Consider the following 18,842-nt stretch of genomic DNA (forward strand, 5'->3'; position numbering starts at 1 on the left):
TCGTTCTTTGTTACAATCCGTACTTATACTCGAACTCGTTCGAAAGGGAAACGCCTGTTTCGAAGTCGTGCAACGTCAGTTTGCGGATCTTATAATAACTCAGCCAGTAGTTTTGCAGAGCCGAAATATAGTTTCGCTGCGCCTCCTGTTGGCGGTTCAACGAAAGGGTGAGGCTGTTGATGTCTGCCTTCCCGATCATGAAGCGCTGCTTGGTCTCGCTGTAGGCTGTCTCTGCCAGGTCTACCGCTTCTTCGGCGCTCCCGATCAAGGCTTGTTGGATATTGAAATCGCCGACAGTCATGATCACATCTTCTTCGACCGTCAACTCTTTTTGTTTGGCGGATGTTTCCGTGACAACCAGGTTGTTCTTGGCGACATTATGCTTCCCTTTTCGGACGCCCCAGTCCACCAACGGGATCGAAACGGACAAAGAGACGATTTCCTGCTGTTGCAGGTTCTTGTAGGCATCCTGTATATTCTTGGATACCTGGTTGAACCCGACGCTGGCATTGATCTGCGCGTTGAACATCGCTTCTTTCTTGGTCTTGTCCACCTGTCGCTGGGCTTCCAGCACTTGTTGGCGCAAGTCCAGGAAGGTCGGGTTGTTTGCACGTGCCAGTTCGAGTGCTTTGTCGATCGATATTTCCATGTCGCGCGGGCGGCTCGGAAGTCGCAGGCGTATTTCCGTGTTCTTGTCGAAGTTCAGGTAGGAGGCGAGGCTGAACATGGCTCGTTTCAGGGCGATTTCCGCATTCTTCAATGTGTTGCGTGCGTTTACGGCATCCAGTTTCAATGTCAGCAGGTCCGCTTGGCTGATAGAAGCGATCTTGTGCCGTTCTTGTCCTGTCCGGTATAGCGTGTCGGTCGTGGCGACATTTTCCTTGGCCAGGTCATATTCCACCTGTGCCATTGCCAAAGCGAAGAAATAGGTCGTCGCCTGTTCGCTCATCTGCTCTACATTATAGAGAAGCTCTTTCTTTACTTTCTCGTATTTCAACGGTTCGATTTTCCGTTCCCATTTAAAGGCATTATATCCCAATAGGTTTTGCAGGTAACCGAGGCGGATCGGGACCGAAGAGAACTGGTTATAAGTCTGGTCGCCGAAATAGCGCATATAATCCAGGTTCGTGTCCAAATAGAACGTACCGCCCAGGAGGTCGAAATTTTGTTGGATCTCCAATTGCCCGCCTGCGTAAAACGATTGTTGCTTCCTGTACACGTCGATATCGGCTTCCGAGTCGTATCGCTGGGTAAAATATCGGCGGTATTGCGCCGGTGTCAGGTTCAGGGTCAGGCTTGGCAGACGACCGGCTTTGTAGGTCCGGTATTCCCAGTATCCGGCCAGATACATGTTTTTGTACCGGAAAGCATCCAGCGAACTGTCCGCCGCCAGCGTGATGGTCCGTTCCAGTGTCAGTGTGAGCTGTGCTTTTCCCCCGAACACGCATGCAAGCATCAACAACGTGATGATATATCTATAAATGAATTTCCTGTCCATAACTTCCAATTTTCAATTTTAACTTTCAATTTTCAAATTCCCAACGTCATGTTTGCGATAAATGAACCAATATACCAGTGGTATGACGAAAAGGCTGACAGCCGTTCCGACCAGCATGGCCGAGATCATGGCGATGGAGAGCGGCTTTTGCAGTTCGCTACCCATGTCGAAGGTGAAAAGCAGCGGGACCATTCCGAATATTGTCGTTAATGATGTCATGATGATGGCACGCAGGCGTCGCCGTCCGGCCTCATGTATGGCTTCCATAAGCGGGACTCCCTCTTTGCGGAGTTCGTTGATGGCATCCAGCTTCAGGATGGAGTCGTTGATGATGATACCGCAGGTCACGACGATGCCGATGGCGCTCATCAGGTTCATGGTATGGCCGCATATCCACAACACCAGCAGGGAGGCTGCCACGTCGATCGGGATTTCAAGCAACACGATGAGTGGTTGGAGGAAACTTTCGAACTGGGCTGCCAGGATGAAATACATCAGCAGGATCGAGATGAACAGAATCACGACCAGTTCGTTCAGCATCTGCCGGTTGGAGAAGAAACTGCCCGAAAAGTCGATGTCCCAGTCAGTCTCGACCTCCTTTTTTACATCTGCCATCAGCTGTTCGGCTTTTTTTACGTCGTAGAAGCTGAACGGGATGTATTCTCCGTTCTTTCCTGCCGTGATCGTTTTCAGGTCTTCTCCCGGAGTGACACGCACCAACGATTGCAACGGGATATACCGTACGTTGCCTTCCGTGTCGGGAACAGTGTGCACCAATGTCTTCTGCAAGACTTCGTTTACCGTTTGTCCTTCTCCGGCCAATGCGATCGGCAGATATTGTTGGTAGGAACGGAGCGTCGCTACTTCATTCTCTTTGAATGCTGTTTTCAGCAATCGGTATACTTCGTTGTAGTCGACATTATAAAGCAGCAGTTTCTGCCTGTCTATCGTGATGTTCAACTGGTTGTCGAAAGTTATGCCGACAGGTGTCAGGCCTGTCTTCGCCTCTATTTGCCGCTCAATTTTGTGTAGGACGGGGGCTTCCGGCGCTTCAGTCTTATTGCGGGCGTGCAGTTCGGCGACAATGTCGGCTTCACCCGTCACAAACAGCTTTTCGAACACCGTTTCGGGGGGCGAGAAGGAGATCACTGCCATCGGGTAATGCGTCCTGATCCATTTCTCTACCGTTTTTTGCAAAGGAGCGATTTCGGCCGGTTTCTCAGTCTTGAAGTACAGTTCGCTTTCGGAAACCGACATTTCGCGGTCCCGGTTCAACAGGAATTGCTGTTGGCCGACATAGGCGGTGTATTCTTTCGTCCGGTCGCTGACCGAAGAGAATAACCGGCTGACACGGTTCCGGTTTTCATCTATATGGATGTTCTCGTTCCATTCCACGTGGGCGATCAGTTCGTTCTGGTCGATCTCCGGCATACGGCTTTTGGGTATTTCGTAGAACAGGAAGGCGCATAGTGGAATTGTGACAACTACAAAAATCAAAGTCCCTTTCTTGTGGCGGAATATGAAATCGACTCCCGCGTCATAGAAACGGTCCAGCGTATGTTCTTTTATCGGGTTGTTGATTCGCATGTTGAACCCCTTGTGTTTGATATCCGGAATGCTGTATACCAGTTTGTAAAGTACCGGAAGCAACATGATTCCCGTGAAATAAGAAACCATCAGTCCGACGGTGACGGCAAAGGCTTGGTCGAAGAAGATCGCTCCTGCTATCCCGCTCATGAACACCAGCGGGACGAACACGGCGATCGTCGTAAAGGTGGAACTCAACATCGGGGTGATTACTTCGGTCGTCCCTTTGTTACAAGCCTCTTCCAGCGAATCTCCGCGTGCCCTGTATTGGGTGATGTTTTCCGTGACGATGATCGAACTGTCGATCATCATGCCCAAAGCCAAGATCAGCCCGGAGATGGAGATGATGTTCAGCGACATCTTGCAGAGATAGAAAAACAGGAAACTGATGATCAAGCTCACCACCATGCTCAGCCCGATGACAGCCGGGCTCTTGATGTCTCCTAAGAAAAGGATGGCTACGATACAGATGAAAAGAAATCCCAACGACAAGTTCTGTTTCAAGTTCGAGATGGTATAATCCAACAGTTCCGTCTGGTTACGGCTGATACTGAAATCGATGTCCGGGTAGACGGAAGCGAAATAGTCGGTAACCTCCTGCAACGCTTCCTTCATGTTGTCCATGTTTTCATCCGCCTGTTTGATTACGGCCAGCGTCACGGCTCTCTTCCCGTTGGAAAGGGAAGCCCCGGTCTCTTTCTCCGGTACGACGGAGATGCGTGCCAGGTCTTTCAGTTGGAAGATATGGTTGTTTTTCCGGATATAAATATTCTCGACGTCCTCCGGTGTGCGCAGCAGTGTCGAAAACTTGATGTTGTACTCGTAGTAACCGTCGCGTACGGTCATGCTGCCCGGTTCGATGTTGTTGGACACCAGTGCCGCTTCCAAGTCGTCGAGCGTGATCTCCGACATTTTCAGCAGCTTCATGTCCGGGACGATCTGCAATTGCCGTTTCAATATTCCCGTCACATCAACCATCGCCACTTCGGGCAGCTGTTCGATCCGGCGTTTGATCACTGTTTCGGCAAACTGGCAAAGATCGAGGAAAGCGTCGTTTTTTAGTTGAGAGTTGAAAGTTGAAAGTTGAGAGTTGCTTCCACTTTCACCTTTTAAAGTGAGGTTCAGGCAGAACACCGGGATGTCGGTTGCACTGGCTTTGATTACCCGCGGACGTTCTACTTCGCGCGGCAGGTAGTTCATGGCAGCATCTATCTTCTCATTGACCTCGATGAAAGCCAGGTCCGTATTCGTCCCGAAATCGAAGTTGAGGCGTATGATGGCAGCCCCGTCGCGAGTCTCGCTATGGATGTCGCGTAGGCTGGCAACCTGCATCAGTTGCTGGCGGATGGTTTTTACTACCGTGTTTTCCAGTTCGCGTGCCGAAGTGTTCTGGCCGGACACCTGTACGGTGATCTCCGGGATTGCAATATCCGGCAACAACGACACCGGAATGGTGAAGTAGGTAACCAGTCCCACGATAAAGCAGGCCGTAAAAGCCATCAGTACCGCGATAGGGCGTTGTAGTAGAAACTTTATCATGTATTAGAACTATGATTTATGATTTATAATTTATGATTTGTGAATTGTCAATTGGCAATAACCTTGACCGGTGCTTCGTGAGCCAGATTGATGTTGCCGCTTGTGATCACGACATCCCCTTCTTTCAGACCGTCGACGATCGTGTAGCTGTCTGCATTTTCCAAGCCTGTATGTACATAGTTCCAGTTTGCTTTATTGTCCGCCAATGTGAATACGACCTGTTTGCCGGAGCGAAGCACGACGGCGCTTTTGGGAACGACCAGTTGTTTGCCCAACGAACGGTGGATGCTTACGCGTACATTCATTCCTTCGAACAACCTGCCTTTATCGTTTACGGCTGCTTTCACCTGTACCATCCCGTCTTTGTCTACCAACGGGTTAATTTCGGATATACGGCCGTCAGCCATGACATCGGGCAAGGCAAAAGGGGCTACCTCCACACGGTCGCCTGTTTTGATAAGTGGCAATTCACTCTCCAAAACCGTGAAAGCAGCTTCCAGTGTGCGGGTGTCGATGATGGAACAGAAAACATCTGCGATCGAAGCCGTGTTGAATTGTTTGGCGAACAGATTTGCAACGATACCGTCGAAGGGGGCGGTCAGGACTGCGTTGCGTTGTTCGTATTCGGCAAGTTGCCAGGAGATCAGCGCCTGGTCGTATCCGCTTTTTATCTTGACCAACTGCATGGTTGCAGGCGGCACTTTCGTGGAGTCTTCCAGTTTGTAGCCCTGTCCGATCAGCACGTCCTGCAATTCCAGTTTGGCGCGTTCGAGTGCATCCTTGGCCTGAGCCGTCTTGTTGGCAAGGCGGAAGGTCGAGAGCTCCGCAAGCTTTTGCCCTTTCGTCACGCGGTCGCCGTTCTTCACATATATCTTGGCGATCGGTTCTGCCGATTCGAATTTCAGGTCGACAAAGTTACGGGCAGACAATTTGCCGTTACTGATCAGTTCGTGGTTGAAATCTGAAACATTCAATTTCATTACCGTCACCTCGTTCGTCTCGTCCGGTAGAGCCGTTTCTACACTTTCTTCAAGACCATTCTCTTTCTTTTCACCGGAGCAAGACATCATCCCGGTCAAAATCAGTATAGCAAACAATTTGTAGTATTTCATATTTTCATTGTTTTATCAAAGTTGTTTCGCAAATATACAAATATATTTTATTTACGATCAATTCGTAATTATTTTTTTTCTAATATCTTTCTTATTTCCGCTCTCATCTCCCTGATTGCAGTCGTTTCGACCTTCGGTTCTTTTGCCAGCACGGTTTCGGCGGCAGCCCGCAACTTATCCGCTTGGTAGAACTCCGGCTCAGCATACAGCTTGGCTAACAGATAGTAAGGGTACAACCTCTCCGGCAGTATCCTGATAGCCCGGAGCAGTTCCCTCTCCGCCTGCCGGTAATCTCCGGCCGCCTGCCGGTTCTTGGCGATCATGTACCGGATCATCGGATCTCCGCTCAACCGCTTCGCCCGTTCCAATGCCTGTATCGCCTCCATGTATTGTCCCGTCTTGCCAAGGTATTGCGCCTCTTCGAACAAAAATTCCGGTTTATGCTTCAACTTGTCATGCAAGTCTTTATAATCTTCCGCAACCGATTCATACGCCTTGTTATGATAGATCGTCTGCATCCGTCCCCACCGTTTGTACGCTTCATATTGCCCTCCCTGCAAAATGAACAGGCAGACCGAAGCAAGCGACAGCAGGCTGATCATAGAAATATGCCATGCCGGTGATGCAGGCAGGGCGGATGATCGTGCCTGCGTGCCCTCTTCCGTCACGCATATCGCCCCCAAAAACACCAGCGCCACCCAAAACGACGGCAACTGCAACGGATAGGACGACATCGCGAACACAGCTAACGCCAAGATGCCACCGGCAGCCCCGTTCTGCCTGTTCCGGATTCCCAAGTACACCATGCTTCCCAACCACGCCACGAACACAATCAATCCTCCGATCCCCTGTTCCAGACCGATCTGCAGGTATTCATTGAACGCATATTCGGGACATCCCGCCACCAGTTTCTCCCGCTCTGTCGCGGTCCCTGTTGCAAAATACTCGCCTTGCGCCTCTGCGTATGCCGCCGGGAATCCGCCTAATCCCGTTCCTGCAAACGGCTGTCCGGCAATCGCTTTCCCTGTCACTTTCCACATCAGCAACCGCCCGTCCGCCGAATCCCGTTTCATCCCGTAAACCCTGGCAACAGCGCATCCCGCCAATATCGCCGCAATCGCAATAAAAGGGACTGCTGCATTCTTATACCTTATATATACAGCTTTCGCCTTTTCCCATCCGATCCGTTCCGCCCAGTACACCCATCCGCAAGCCACGACCGCCGCCATCCACGCCGACCGGCTCATCCCGGCGGGCAGGACAATCAAGATAGCTCCGACGCATATCCAGGCAAAACAGTGCATCCCCTTTTGAAACTTCAACGCCGTCCACAGGCAAACCGGCAGCACGACCGCCAGATATCCGGAATAGGGACCCGGATTAAAGAAAGAGCCCGTCAGCCGGAAAAGCGAATGGTTGGAATAGGCATAGCCATGCAATTGCTGCATGCCCCAAACGGCTTCGGCCAGCCCGGTGAGCATCAGCACAAACAAGAAGAAGAACTTCAGGCAAGGAGCCTCCGTAAGGAAATAGCGCAGCAAGAACCACAACACAACCAACTGCCCGCCGAAAAGCAGTTTTTCGGGTTCGGGATCGAGCGGCCAATTGTATGTCGCGAGCGTGATCCCGGCAAACAGGAGCAACAAGACGTCCGGCAACGCAAACGAAATGCTTTTCCTCCCTCCGAACCATACCGTCACAACCGCCCCAACCGCCATCAGCGCCATCGACAGGTGGAACCAGAAGACTTTCCCCATCACAATGCCGCTTGCCAACCCGCTATCGCCGGCAAGCGGCGTGGCGATCAGCATCGCCCCGAAAACGGATGCCAGTACAAACGGGATTCCATGCCGATGTAGTTTGAATTCCATGCCAGTGTAATTTATTTCCATGCTTATCCGTTTTTTATTCGATTTTCTTCATGAACCGATCCCATCGGAACCGTCCGGTGTAGGGGTCGGCCGACTTCCAGATAAAGGCCGCCTTGCCGACAATATATTCTTCCGGCAACAAGCCCCAATACCGGGAATCCTGCGAGTTCATGCCTTTGTCGCCCGCCATGAAGTAGTAATTCTTTTGGAAACAATAGTCCTGCATCGGTTTCCCATTCAGATAGACCGTTGAATCCCTGTATTCTATTACTGTTTTTTGTTCATAGGCGATCAACTTGCGATATAAAGCATAGTTTGTGCGGTTCATTTTGATCCGATCGCCGGCTTTCGGGATATAGAGCGGCCCGAAATTCCGAATATTCCAGTTCAAGATCGAGTCAAACGGGAACGCCTTATAGACACCGTCCGGGAACTCTCCCGGCAACGTCCGCCCGATCCGTTCCTGCGAGTCCGTGTTTCCGAGCGGTTCCGCCATCCCGTTTATCCGGAACTTCCCGTTTCGTATGGAAAGCGTGTCGCCCGGCAATCCGATACACCGTTTGATGTAGTATTTCAAGATGTGCATCTCGACCTTGTCCCAACCGTTGGGATGCGGGAAGTTGAAGACCAGCACATCGCCCCGCTTTACTTTCCGGAATCCCGGCATGCGGTGTATCTCGGTCTGTTCCAGCCGCAACGTCGCGTTGAGGTCGAACAGCCGTGCGCCGAGTGTCGGTTTCCAGACCGCCACAAAGTCCCCTTCCGTCAGTTCCGGCTCCATTGAGTCGCTGGGGATGCGGAAGGAGGCGAGGAGGAAGACTTGGACGAAAACCCAAAGCACAACCAGTCCCGCCAAGACGAGAAATAGAGTCAATAATATGTCAATCCATCGTTTCACCATCTACAATATATTATATCCGGGTTGCAACAATCATTTTTAGGGAGTCGGAACAGGTGATTCCCAACCTTTTTATTCTTTAACTCCCAATTTATTACTTTTACCGTTATCTCCTTCTTTATTAATTACCACCACACCTGTTTGCCGTTTTCATAAGTAAATGGCCTATGCTCTTTTCCTCGTGTATGATTATGAATACGGAATAAAGCATTTTGGGGTATGCTATGAAACAGCAGTCTGTTCTCTTTACCATATTGCCGACCTAATGAAATCCATTTCTTGTCCCAATAGAATAATTCATATAATTCTCCCGTAACAATTCTATTGTCATCGCTCCTTGGGTAAAACTCGACTTTTTCAATTGTATAAGGTTTACCGAAGTCGAAAACGATATATTGTCGTTTCTCCGCTCTATCAGGTTGATAGAATGTGACTCTGTCTCCATCGATAACGTTTTCGAGTTTATTGTCACTTATTCCTTTTGTTCCTGTCAGTTTACCTTCCAGCAATTGTCGGTTCTCTCCGAATATTTTTATTTCTGCAATGGAATAGGAATCCTGAAAATCCGGCGTATTTTGAAAATCACAAACCAAATAGCGGTATTTCATGTTTGTCTGAATCTTGAAACTGTCTTCATAAAAAGGCAGTTTCTCAATCGTATATACATGTAGACTGTCAGATAAATCTTTATTATTGCAAACAGAAAAACGGGTTCCGATTGTCCCTGCAGCTTGCAATGCCGTATGCTGGCGGTATGGCATTTTTGAGTAGAAAGTTGCAGACATTTTCTTTTTATCAGTATCTTGTGAAAAATAGTTTAATTCTCCATTCTCTTTGATAATAAAAGCATCTCCTGCCGGAAAAATTACTCCGTTTTTGTAATAAGCCGGTAAGTAAAGCACATTCACTCCGACTTTTGTAAATAAGGCCTGCTTTTTTCTTGGAATGCTCCAACATACCGGAATCCAATTGCCATTGTCGTAACAGCATAAATAGACATATTCTTTTTCGTGTTTCTCGTTCCATAGAGGGATTTTGATGTCCTTGCATACGATGTATTTGTCTGTAATGTCCTCTATCCCTGGATTTTTAAAGAAATCAGGAATATCCTCTTTTGCCTTGAGAGCCAGGCTGTTTTGTTGTATCTCATAATTAATCCTGTATACCTTTGGGATCGTTCTACAGTATTGTATGGAAACATTGGAAAGTGTATCTTTTACTGCCGGGCTATAGGTGTTTTTCCAAAATATATTGTCGACCAATATATCACTATCAGAAAAATATGGCCTTTGGGTATTATCGTATAATATCTCAATGTGTTCATCTCCGATTATTTCCGTCCAAAAATGGGGGGAATTGGCATTACCCCAGTTGGGGAAAGTATTTAAAACTGCCGGAATGCCGTTTGCCCGTAATGCTGCGATTTTATAAATATTAGCTTCCAGACAGGTCCCAATCTGCGCTTTTGCAAGATTTTCAAAGGTTGTGGGAAGTAGTCCTTTATGCTTTAGTGAAAAAAGCCCCCAGTTTTGGATGAATGTCTTATCTATATCATCAGAAATAATTTTGCCGATCTCTTTATAAGATTTATGGCAAACGGAATCTCTTAATATTGCATATTTCTGTTCAAAGAAATCCGAAGCCTGTTCCCAATAACAGTTGTTTGTTGTATAAGGGAGGATGTATTTGCAAAATGTCTCAAAGTCAATGTCTTTACACCATTGATATTGTTGCCATATATGGAAGCAATTGTTGATGTGGCGGATTAGAAAATCAGCAGATATATGCTGGAGGTCTGACTGATATTGGGGATGTGACTGCCTATTGGGATATAAACGTTCGATGCTATCACAAATAGTATATTGGACACTGTTTTTGTAGCATCCATATATTTCAAAGTGATCAGCCAGAGCATCAAAATAAAGTTGAGACTTCTTTATGGAATTCTTATCTACGGTTTGCTTCCCAAGCATATTCTTAATAAGAAAAGAAGAGGCTGTAAATTTTTGGGGGGCATCTTGATATTGATCCAAAACACACTTTAACTGCTGCTCATTTTTATCAGCAAATTTAAATGCATGAGTTAAAGCCCGGTCTTTGTATCCGCTACAAGAGGACAGGAAAAAAAGCAGAGGTGCAAGAAGTCTTACTAACTTATTTTGATCCATTTTTTCTTTGAGATGATGAATATTTACTTTTTTGTAAGATTTGGAATTATATCGTTTAGAATAGAACTGATGTTATAACGATAAAATTCATCTGTTGGACCATCTAATGTATATAGATATTTATTTCTTAAGTCAAAATCGAATGACGTAATGAAACGATTCACTTTTATTTCAGCAATAGGTTCGCCTTCCCAATTGAACAGTTGGATTATAGGGAGTGATTTTCTTGTCGTTTGAAATGTTTTTTTATCATCCCCAATACGGAGGACTGCAAAAAAATCATTATATGTTCGTACAGCCCCGTATGTATAAATTCTCATCCATTGTATTTTATTTTCTATGGAGCCGATATTATCCAATTTGTCGCCAACGCAAATGGTTTTCTGTAATTCACCCATACAAGAAAAAAGATTGATTTGGTTCAAAGTGATAGGAGCTTCAACTATAATATCTTTCTTGGGGTGTTTAACGGTGATAGAAGAAATAATATTAAAATCCTCTCCTTTGGCTACTTGAGCTTTGTTTAATCGGTCAAACTTTATGGGAGTTTCTTTTTCCCCATGATTCAGGATATATCTTAATTGTTGTGTCTGTTCGTTTGCAATCTCTTTACAATAAAAAATACCATCGTCTATTATTGCAAAGTCAAAAAGAAACGGAGGAAGGTTGTCTTTAGTCAATTCCAATATGTTTTCTTGTGTACTAAATGAATCGTCAACATTCATTTTATACAATCTGCCAGTTTGAAAATCATAAATATATGCAATTAATAGATCCTTTTCTCTTTGGAATGAAGAGTTTATTATATCGGGAGAATATATAAATTCATTTGGTCCTTGCCCTTGTTTGATGAAAGATCCTTTAAAGGATAAATCGTCTGCTAAAAAGAAAGACCAAAATCCATTTTTGTCATTAGTGCTTACAATTAGGAGGGAATCAACAATTCGAAATTGTTTCATACCGATCAAATCCCAATCCACTAATTTTTCATTGGACAAAGTGTATGATTTAGGGAACGAATGTACATATTCGATTTTATCAAAAGCCATGATTTTAGATGGATTGGATGATTCATGGCAACCTATCAGCATGGTAAAAACAAAGAATAAGTAAAATATTTTTTTCATGATAAGAAAATGTAAATAAGAGTATTTCAATAAATATCAGTGAATTGTAATTAGCTTTATTTCTTTACAAATATTTTTTATTTGTTCCGCCTATGTTTTGAGTTAAAATATTAATTACACTCCCCTGTACCTGAGAACCATGAATTGGTAGAGTCTGCTATATATGTACAAGTTGAACAATATAAAATTTTACTACCTGGCTGTGTCGTAATGGAATTGTAGCATTTCCCTGTTCCAGATTCTTCTCCGCTTGCGAGAGCTTCTATGTTGGCCAATGCCAAATCAGATAGTTCAACATTCTGTTTGTTCTGCTGATAGTTCCAGCCTGCTGCTACGGCGATTGCAGCAAAAGCGATTACGCCGATAATTTTCTTTCCCATGTTACATTTATTTTTAGGGAGTTTATACTATATTTGTTTTGAATCTTTCTCCCGGTATCATTTTCCAAGACAGGTGATTCCCAACCATAGCACATGAAGTTTTATGAATTGAATAAATTGATTAAAAAGATTAGATATAATTTCATGGCAAATCATATATCAATAGGGCTTCTTTTTGGGCATTAAACCCGACCATTCGTTTATCATTTTGGTCTACGGCGTAGATAATAGGTGAAATATCAAACGAATAAGTCCGAACCAAAGTGCCTTCATTATTATAAACTTCTATCACATCCCCTTTATATTGCCCTTTGATAAATTCATTTGTTGTTTTATTGCGATACAAGGCGTAATAAAAATTCTTTGTTGCAAAAATATTTGCATAATAATACTTATTATCGGCATTTGGACCAATTGTTATACTTGGTTTTCTGTTATCCTTTTTTACGACATGAATAACATTTCCGTTTAAATCCATAAAATCTATTTGATCTTTATATGAATAGGCATAAGCCATACTTTCTGAAGAAACAGCCAAGTGCCCTTTGTTTGAATAAAAAAAACTTTCACGGTGGTCATCTTTTTCGAATTTCCTTAAAAGTTTTTGCTTATTATTATTTAAATCAAGGCTCTTTAATTGTAGATCAAAAATATCATTAAATATAAGTCGGGTTGAATCTATAAATGCAATATCATTCATGGGGTTTCCATTTTGTGGTATTTTGTATTTTTCATGCAAGACGAAATTATTCCCATCAAACGTGTAAGTGATAAACGTAGAAAGCCGGTCGAAACCACCGATGATTGCTTTGTCTGAAGTTGTATTGCATAAAATTGGTAACATCAGATCCAAAGGGCCTTCTCCTTTTTTTCCAAAGCTTGATTTTAAAGTTAAAGGACTATCTCCATAAATATGGATCAAAGTATCCGCTTTTACACTTGCAATAACAAAAAAATCACCAATAGAACTTATCTTTATGACATCAAATATTTCATTGGGATAGAATATTTCAGCACGCAGTAAGTTTGTGTTTCCCTCTAATTCCTTTTCTTGTTTGTTTTCTGTTTTTTGATAGTGGCAAGAAAATTGAAAAAATATCAATAAATAGTATAAATATTTCATATATATTAACTGTTAAAATTATGACTTATATAGAATAAGGACTAAAATTATTGGTAATCAATACTATAATCCTTATCTATATAATGCTTTATAAACAAATACTTTCATTATTCCAGCTGGTCGCATAAAGCAATTGGCATCCTCCACAATACCTTATGTAATTACCTAATCCAGATCCGCTACTTGATATATATTTATAGCAGTGCGTGGTAATATTCCCTGATTCCCCTTGAGCCAATGCTTCTATGTTAGCTAAAGTCAAGTCGTCTAATCTATCTTTGTTTATGTGAGAATTGATAAAACAACTAACAATTATAAATGCTGATAAAAATAATTTCTTCATGACTCTTTATCTTTAAAATTGTAGGCAATAACTTGTATCCCAATATGAAAAGCCTAAAATATATCTACATTCTCCACAATATAGAATATAATCGTTTGGAAAAACATGGTCGTATTGGATATTTTGATAACATACTCCTCCTTGTCCCCATTCTCCTAGTGCTAAAGCCTCGATATTTTTTTAAGACAAGTCAGACAGTTCAACTTCTTGTTTGTTCTGCTGGTAGTTCCAGCTTGCTGCTATGCTGATCGTAACAAAAGCGATTACGGTAAAAAATTTCTTCTCCATTTTGATATTATTTTATTATTTATTATTAATTGTGGCTCTTTCGTTCGGTATCATTTCTCGAAACAGGTGATTCCCAACCCTTTTGTTCTTTACTTTAAATTTACTACTTTTGTCGTTACCTCCTTCTTTATTAGTTATTGAATGAGGGAAAGTCCGGGAGTTTCTGCTAACGTTTGTGAGTCAGTAGGCAGAGACTCCTTTCTTTTTCCCGTTAATAGCTTTATTCTACTGTCCCGATAAAACTCAACATCAGCGAGTTGTTCGGGATGTTTCCATAAATGTCTACCGTCCGGTAAAAATCACCCGGCTGTTCCGCTTCATAACTGATTGTGATTGTTCCGCTCTCTCCCGGTTGCAGTTCTTTCCAATCGCAAGTCGCTTCGGTGCAGTCGCAAGAGGTGGTGATACCTTTCAACTTAAAGACACTTGTCCCGGTATTCCGGACTGTGACCGTCTGCTTCTTGGTTGTTCCTTCTTTAACCGTTCCCAAATCGTATTCGCTCTTCTCGGCTTCAAGTAGAGTCGTTGGCAACACCTTTTTGTCCTGTATGCCGGTGATCTGTTTTAGATACAAATCCCTAACCGCCAAGTTATGCACCGGATTGCCGATTACTTTCACTTTGTTGTCCCTGTCAAGCAGGAATGTCTGGAAAGTGATATCTTGTGGAAATTGGTTCAACTTGTCCAACCGGCTGTCCCGATCAATGCAGACAGGTCGGTCGAAGTTGTCACGTTTTAAGATATATCGTAATTCTCGGTCGTCTTTTGATTGGAAGACGAAGATAAACGGAATGTTGCTGTTTGTTGCCGAATCAACATGGGCGATCAATTCTTTCCATTTCGGCAGTTGCAATTTGCAACTGGTGCAACCTGTTGAATCGACATAAATCAGCACTTTATATTCAGCATCGGGTATCCGGTATTCTACCGGATTTGTGACAAAGCGGGTAAACTCCATATCCTGCGGGAAGACAATCTCTTTTCCCTGCCATTTCTGGACCAGGCGGGTAAATTGTTCTTTCTTCTTATCTTGGCAAGCGGAGGATAAGAGGAACAGGAATAATATATAGAATAGTAATCGTTTCATATTTTAGTTATAGTTTGAATTCCATGATCGGTTCATCACTTTCTACACATGTGGCGATGATTGTTTTTGTTTTTTCGTTTATATCGATTCCGTATATGGGTTTGTCTAAGATGTATTTTTGTAACGGGTTTCCTTGTAAATCGAACACATAAATGTAACGACCGCCGTCTTCCGGCTTTTCACCTCGTTGGTAGGAGGCTAATTTGTCTTTAAACCGGATTCCTTGGAATACGCTATAGATATGTTCGTCAGTGATAACAATATCACTGAATCCCATAATTCCGGTTGGGACGCCTTCTCCTTTGACGCTTTTAAACCGGGGTTCGCCGTTCGGACCGTATAATACGGTATGGGTATTCTCTTTGGTATTGTATATTTCAATGGATTCCCCTAATTGGGTGACCATTGCCAATATGCCATTGTGCGGGTTGTAATCAATAAAACTACGCCATGCCTGTGCTAATGCCGGACGGATTTCCGAAGCCAAATCTTTTTCGGTAGGTATTTTACCGATGCTTCTGATAGGTTTACCACTGTAGTCAACTTGCCAATATCGGTACTCTCCTAAATAGTCCGGGATCAGAAAACAAGAATCTGTGGCACAGAAATCTAATGAACGGATTAGATTTTTATCTAATTGTATCACTTCCTGTCTTGTAGCTGAATGGTCTTTTGCTGAAATCGCCCAGCGTGAGATCTGCATCTTGTTTGCATCGAGTGCATATATGGAATCGAGGGAGTTGAACTGAAATGTTTCGGCCGAAAGCATTTCTTCCGGTCCTTCCCCCCGTTTTCCGAAAGAAACGATATGTTTCCAATTAGGGTATGTGAAAGCATGAAAATAGTAATCGGCATTATGCAAATCCATTACAATAGCCATACTGTCTTTAACCGTTACCCGGAATGGGTAGCGGAAAAGAGCAGTATCCAGTTCGATAACCCGCGCACTTATTGCCTTTTCATTGGGAAAAGTCGAATATCGGGGATAGTGGGTACCGGGGGAATCGGTACAGGAGATTATCGCACTGATACCTATTAATAATATGTATGCAAAACATTTCACGGTTATTCTAAACTTAAACCTGATATTTTGTATTCTACTTTGTGACCTCGGCAATCGACCGAACCGCAACCAAAGCAATTGGCATCCGCATCATTTTCGCCTTGGGCCAAAGCTTCTATATTCTGGAATGCCAGTTTGTTTAAATCTGTTGTTTCCCTGTTGCCAGAAAGACAGTATGCTGCCATTAAGCAGCCTGTTACTAAGATAAGTTTTACAAGTGTTTCCCTTTTCATTTTCGTATCTGTTTATTGTTGGGATAAAGGTCGTTTTTTGTGTTAAGCCATGCAACTGATTTTTGCAACAAATTTGGCAACAGTTGGCAACAATTGGCAACAAATTCTGAACGATTGAAAATTTCCTTAACCTATTGTTTGTAACGAGTCCTTTGATTATCTTTGCTTTATTAAATAAAGCAAAATGAAAATCAATAAACTGAACGTTATACTTTCGATTGTCGTTTTTTTGACAATATTGATTGTGTTCTTGTCTTACCGATATGCCGTACACGTAAAAAAGGAAGAAGTTCAAAGAGCTTTTTATCTGTTTAAGCAGTCTGTGGAAGAAGAAGAGACGCTTATGCAACCCGAACAAATATTTTGGGGAGATTCAAAAGCCGAGCTCCGGTCGGACTCTGTTATTATTGAAACTGAAAAAGGAAGAGTTCTGTATGAAAGAAATGAGCAGGCGGACAGCCTTGCTTTGATTGATAAAAGAGAATGGAGCTTCCAACTATTCATGACTTACAAAAATCCTAATCGCGCCTTTACCCTCGACAGTATTTATCAAGAGCAATTAAGAGATGAAGGGATAATTGCCCGGACTGCTGTATGTTTTTCACAAGGTGATAGCCTGGCCGGTTGCTCAAATGAAGCGGTATGCCGGAGAGGAATTGCCTTGTATCCTGTCGTGTTTGGGCCGAAACATGATGCGAAACGAATAGAACTGCAGGCGTATGTTTTGTTTTCTTCTTCCTACTTGATTAGCCGGATGCCTTTGATCTGGGGGTTGATTTTGTTGTGGTGCATTATTGTTTCAATGTATATATGGCAACGGCGCAAAAAGATGGATCATAAGGAATTCGTTAATCCTGCTACACCCATACCGGTAATGATCTCTTCGGATGTTTCGAAGGGGATAGAGATAGCACCAAATGTTTTTTTCAATAAGAAAACGGGAAGATTAAAAGGTCCGAATTGTGAAGTCTGCTTGACAAAAAATCGTTTACTTGCTTTTATCTGCTTTTTAGAAGCACCGGATCATACTGTCAGTTATCTCAATTTTTGTAAAGAGGTGTTGAAGCGGCCTCTGAACGAAGAAGATGAATTGACAGAGGAAAATAAGATGCTAAACCGAGCAATAAAGAAATCTATGGTACAAACTATAAAGCGCCTTCGAGAGGACCTGAATGCCTTCCCTGAATTCTCAATCGAAAATGACTCCGGTTCATTCTATCGATTAAATGTTAAAAAATAATACTTCTAATCTGATACACCATCTTGAAAAAGCCTGAGAAACAGGATTTCATATTTCTGATTAGAAATTGAGATGCTGTTAGCTGTTTTGGGTTATTCTGATAATGTTTCAGTATATTTTCCAATTCTCCTCTGTTTTCTCCAGACATGGACAAAGCTTGCTCTATACTGATTTTGTCAATCTTTGGTATGGAACATGAATTGAATAAATTGATTAAAAAGATTAGATATAATTTCATGGTAAATCATATATCAATAGGGCTTCTTTTTGGGCATTAAACCCGACCATTCGTTTATCGTTTTGGTCTACGGCGTAGATAATAGGTGAAATATCAAACGAATAAGTCCGAACCAAAGTGCCTTCATTATTATAAACTTCTATCACATCCCCTTTATATTGCCCTTTGATAAATTCATTTGTTGTTTTATTGCGATACAAGGCGTAATAAAAATTCTTTGTTGCAAAAATATTTGCATAATAATACTTATTATCGGCATTTGGATCAATTGTTATACTTGGTTTTCTGTTATCCTTTTTTACGACATGAATAACATTTCCGTTTAAATCCATAAAATCTATTTGATCTTTATATGAATAGGCATAAGCCATACTTTCTGAAGAAACAGCCAAGTGCCCTTTGTTTGAATAAAAAAAACTTTCACGGTGGTCATCTTTTTCGAATTTCCTTAAAAGTTTTTGCTTATTATTATTTAAATCAAGGCTCTTTAATTGTAGATCAAAAATATCATTAAATATAAGTCGGGTTGAATCTATAAATGCAATATCATTCATGGGGTTTCCATTTTGTGGTATTTTGTATTTTTCATGCAAGACGAAATTATTCCCATCAAACGTGTAAGTGATAAACGTAGAAAGCCGGTCGAAACCACCGATGATTGCTTTGTCTGAAGTTGTATTGCATAAAATTGGTAACATCAGATCCAAAGGGCCTTCTCCTTTTTTTCCAAAGCTTGATTTTAAAGTTAAAGGACTATCTCCATAAATATGGATCAAAGTATCCGCTTTTACACTTGCAATAACAAAAAAATCACCAATAGAACTTATCTTTATGACATCAAATATTTCATTGGGATAGAATATTTCAGCACGCAGTAAGTTTGTGTTTTCCTCTAATTCCTTTTCTTGTTTGTTTTCTGTTTTTTGATAGTGGCAAGAAAATTGAAAAAATATCAATAAATAGTATAAATATTTCATATATATTAATTGTTAAAATTATGACTTATATAGAATAAGGACTAAAATTATTGGTAATCATATTTATCTG

At 42.6% G+C, this 18,842-nt stretch carries 15 protein-coding genes and 1 pseudogene; 1 reads left to right on the forward strand and 15 read right to left on the reverse strand.

All coding sequences use genetic code 11. The annotated features are described in order from the left end of the window. Window positions 1–10: 10 nt before the first annotated feature. The 14 genes and pseudogenes from BQ9893_RS09925 to BQ9893_RS09990 form a co-directional block, all read right to left on the reverse strand. Window positions 11–1,456 carry a TolC family protein gene (locus BQ9893_RS09925; protein ID WP_244155117.1) on the reverse strand — a complete coding sequence of 482 codons (1,446 nt, stop codon included), beginning with the start codon at window positions 1,454–1,456 and terminating at the stop codon, window positions 11–13. Between the two features lie 60 nt (window positions 1,457–1,516). Continuing rightward, entirely contained in the window at window positions 1,517–4,624 is a 3,108-nt protein-coding gene (locus BQ9893_RS09930; RefSeq protein WP_075965884.1) for an efflux RND transporter permease subunit, read from the reverse strand. 47 nt (window positions 4,625–4,671) lie between these two features. Further along, on the reverse strand, window positions 4,672–5,736 hold the full coding sequence (locus tag BQ9893_RS09935) for an efflux RND transporter periplasmic adaptor subunit (protein WP_075965885.1): 1,065 nt from the start codon (window positions 5,734–5,736) through the stop codon (window positions 4,672–4,674). A gap of 68 nt (window positions 5,737–5,804) precedes the next feature. Beyond that, window positions 5,805–7,628, reverse strand: coding sequence for an O-antigen ligase family protein (locus tag BQ9893_RS09940; protein ID WP_075965886.1), 1,824 nt, complete (start codon window positions 7,626–7,628; stop codon window positions 5,805–5,807). A 13-nt stretch (window positions 7,629–7,641) separates the two neighbouring features. Then, window positions 7,642–8,508: a signal peptidase I gene (gene lepB, locus BQ9893_RS09945; RefSeq protein WP_075965887.1), complete on the reverse strand. Its 867-nt coding sequence runs from the start codon at window positions 8,506–8,508 to the stop codon at window positions 7,642–7,644. 122 nt (window positions 8,509–8,630) lie between these two features. Further along, window positions 8,631–10,673: a discoidin domain-containing protein gene (locus BQ9893_RS09950; RefSeq protein WP_075965888.1), complete on the reverse strand. Its 2,043-nt coding sequence runs from the start codon at window positions 10,671–10,673 to the stop codon at window positions 8,631–8,633. A 23-nt stretch (window positions 10,674–10,696) separates the two neighbouring features. Further along, window positions 10,697–11,800, reverse strand: a complete 1,104-nt coding sequence (locus BQ9893_RS09955; protein WP_139322593.1) for a hypothetical protein — start codon at window positions 11,798–11,800, stop codon at window positions 10,697–10,699. A 110-nt stretch (window positions 11,801–11,910) separates the two neighbouring features. After that, window positions 11,911–12,180: an NVEALA domain-containing protein gene (locus tag BQ9893_RS09960; RefSeq protein WP_081415423.1), complete on the reverse strand. Its 270-nt coding sequence runs from the start codon at window positions 12,178–12,180 to the stop codon at window positions 11,911–11,913. Between the two features lie 142 nt (window positions 12,181–12,322). After that, the gene (locus tag BQ9893_RS09965) at window positions 12,323–13,303 is read right to left on the reverse strand and encodes a TolB-like 6-bladed beta-propeller domain-containing protein (RefSeq protein ID WP_139322594.1); all 981 of its coding nucleotides are present in this window, start codon (window positions 13,301–13,303) and stop codon (window positions 12,323–12,325) included. Between the two features lie 88 nt (window positions 13,304–13,391). Further along, on the reverse strand, window positions 13,392–13,646 hold the full coding sequence (locus tag BQ9893_RS09970; protein WP_075965891.1) for an NVEALA domain-containing protein: 255 nt from the start codon (window positions 13,644–13,646) through the stop codon (window positions 13,392–13,394). Between the two features lie 183 nt (window positions 13,647–13,829). Then, window positions 13,830–13,934, reverse strand: a pseudogene (locus BQ9893_RS22610) (NVEALA domain-containing protein); the annotation flags it as partial. 220 nt (window positions 13,935–14,154) lie between these two features. Continuing rightward, on the reverse strand, window positions 14,155–15,021 hold the full coding sequence (locus tag BQ9893_RS09980) for a DUF1573 domain-containing protein (protein WP_075965893.1): 867 nt from the start codon (window positions 15,019–15,021) through the stop codon (window positions 14,155–14,157). A gap of 7 nt (window positions 15,022–15,028) precedes the next feature. Then, window positions 15,029–16,084, reverse strand: a complete 1,056-nt coding sequence (locus BQ9893_RS09985) for a BF3164 family lipoprotein (RefSeq protein ID WP_075965894.1) — start codon at window positions 16,082–16,084, stop codon at window positions 15,029–15,031. Between the two features lie 2 nt (window positions 16,085–16,086). Further along, window positions 16,087–16,317 carry an NVEALA domain-containing protein gene (locus tag BQ9893_RS09990; RefSeq protein WP_075965895.1) on the reverse strand — a complete coding sequence of 77 codons (231 nt, stop codon included), beginning with the start codon at window positions 16,315–16,317 and terminating at the stop codon, window positions 16,087–16,089. Window positions 16,318–16,501: 184 nt separating this feature from the next. Here BQ9893_RS09990 and BQ9893_RS09995 point away from each other — a divergent pair, with 184 nt between their 5' ends. Next, complete coding sequence (locus BQ9893_RS09995; RefSeq protein ID WP_075965896.1) at window positions 16,502–17,557, forward strand: hypothetical protein; 1,056 nt, start codon at window positions 16,502–16,504, stop codon at window positions 17,555–17,557. A gap of 234 nt (window positions 17,558–17,791) precedes the next feature. Here BQ9893_RS09995 and BQ9893_RS10005 read toward each other — a convergent pair whose 3' ends face one another. Then, on the reverse strand, window positions 17,792–18,772 hold the full coding sequence (locus BQ9893_RS10005) for a TolB-like 6-bladed beta-propeller domain-containing protein (protein ID WP_075965898.1): 981 nt from the start codon (window positions 18,770–18,772) through the stop codon (window positions 17,792–17,794). Window positions 18,773–18,842: the final 70 nt, after the last annotated feature.

This window comes from Parabacteroides massiliensis, assembly GCF_900155425.1.
GTDB lineage: Bacteria > Bacteroidota > Bacteroidia > Bacteroidales > Tannerellaceae > Parabacteroides > Parabacteroides massiliensis.

Coding starts and splice junctions, on each gene's coding strand:
- BQ9893_RS09925 (WP_244155117.1), bottom strand. CDS start 1,456: ATGCTTGCATGCGTGTTCGGGGGAAAAGCACAGCTCACACTGACACTG.
- BQ9893_RS09995 (WP_075965896.1), top strand. CDS start 16,502: ATGAAAATCAATAAACTGAACGTTATACTTTCGATTGTCGTTTTTTTG.
- BQ9893_RS09935 (WP_075965885.1), bottom strand. CDS start 5,736: ATGAAATACTACAAATTGTTTGCTATACTGATTTTGACCGGGATGATG.
- BQ9893_RS09955 (WP_139322593.1), bottom strand. CDS start 11,800: ATGAAAAAAATATTTTACTTATTCTTTGTTTTTACCATGCTGATAGGT.
- BQ9893_RS09950 (WP_075965888.1), bottom strand. CDS start 10,673: ATGGATCAAAATAAGTTAGTAAGACTTCTTGCACCTCTGCTTTTTTTC.
- BQ9893_RS09940 (WP_075965886.1), bottom strand. CDS start 7,628: ATGGAAATAAATTACACTGGCATGGAATTCAAACTACATCGGCATGGA.
- BQ9893_RS09970 (WP_075965891.1), bottom strand. CDS start 13,646: ATGAAGAAATTATTTTTATCAGCATTTATAATTGTTAGTTGTTTTATC.
- BQ9893_RS09965 (WP_139322594.1), bottom strand. CDS start 13,303: ATGAAATATTTATACTATTTATTGATATTTTTTCAATTTTCTTGCCAC.
- BQ9893_RS09980 (WP_075965893.1), bottom strand. CDS start 15,021: ATGAAACGATTACTATTCTATATATTATTCCTGTTCCTCTTATCCTCC.
- BQ9893_RS09960 (WP_081415423.1), bottom strand. CDS start 12,180: ATGGGAAAGAAAATTATCGGCGTAATCGCTTTTGCTGCAATCGCCGTA.
- BQ9893_RS09930 (WP_075965884.1), bottom strand. CDS start 4,624: ATGATAAAGTTTCTACTACAACGCCCTATCGCGGTACTGATGGCTTTT.
- BQ9893_RS09990 (WP_075965895.1), bottom strand. CDS start 16,317: ATGAAAAGGGAAACACTTGTAAAACTTATCTTAGTAACAGGCTGCTTA.
- BQ9893_RS10005 (WP_075965898.1), bottom strand. CDS start 18,772: ATGAAATATTTATACTATTTATTGATATTTTTTCAATTTTCTTGCCAC.
- lepB (WP_075965887.1), bottom strand. CDS start 8,508: ATGGTGAAACGATGGATTGACATATTATTGACTCTATTTCTCGTCTTG.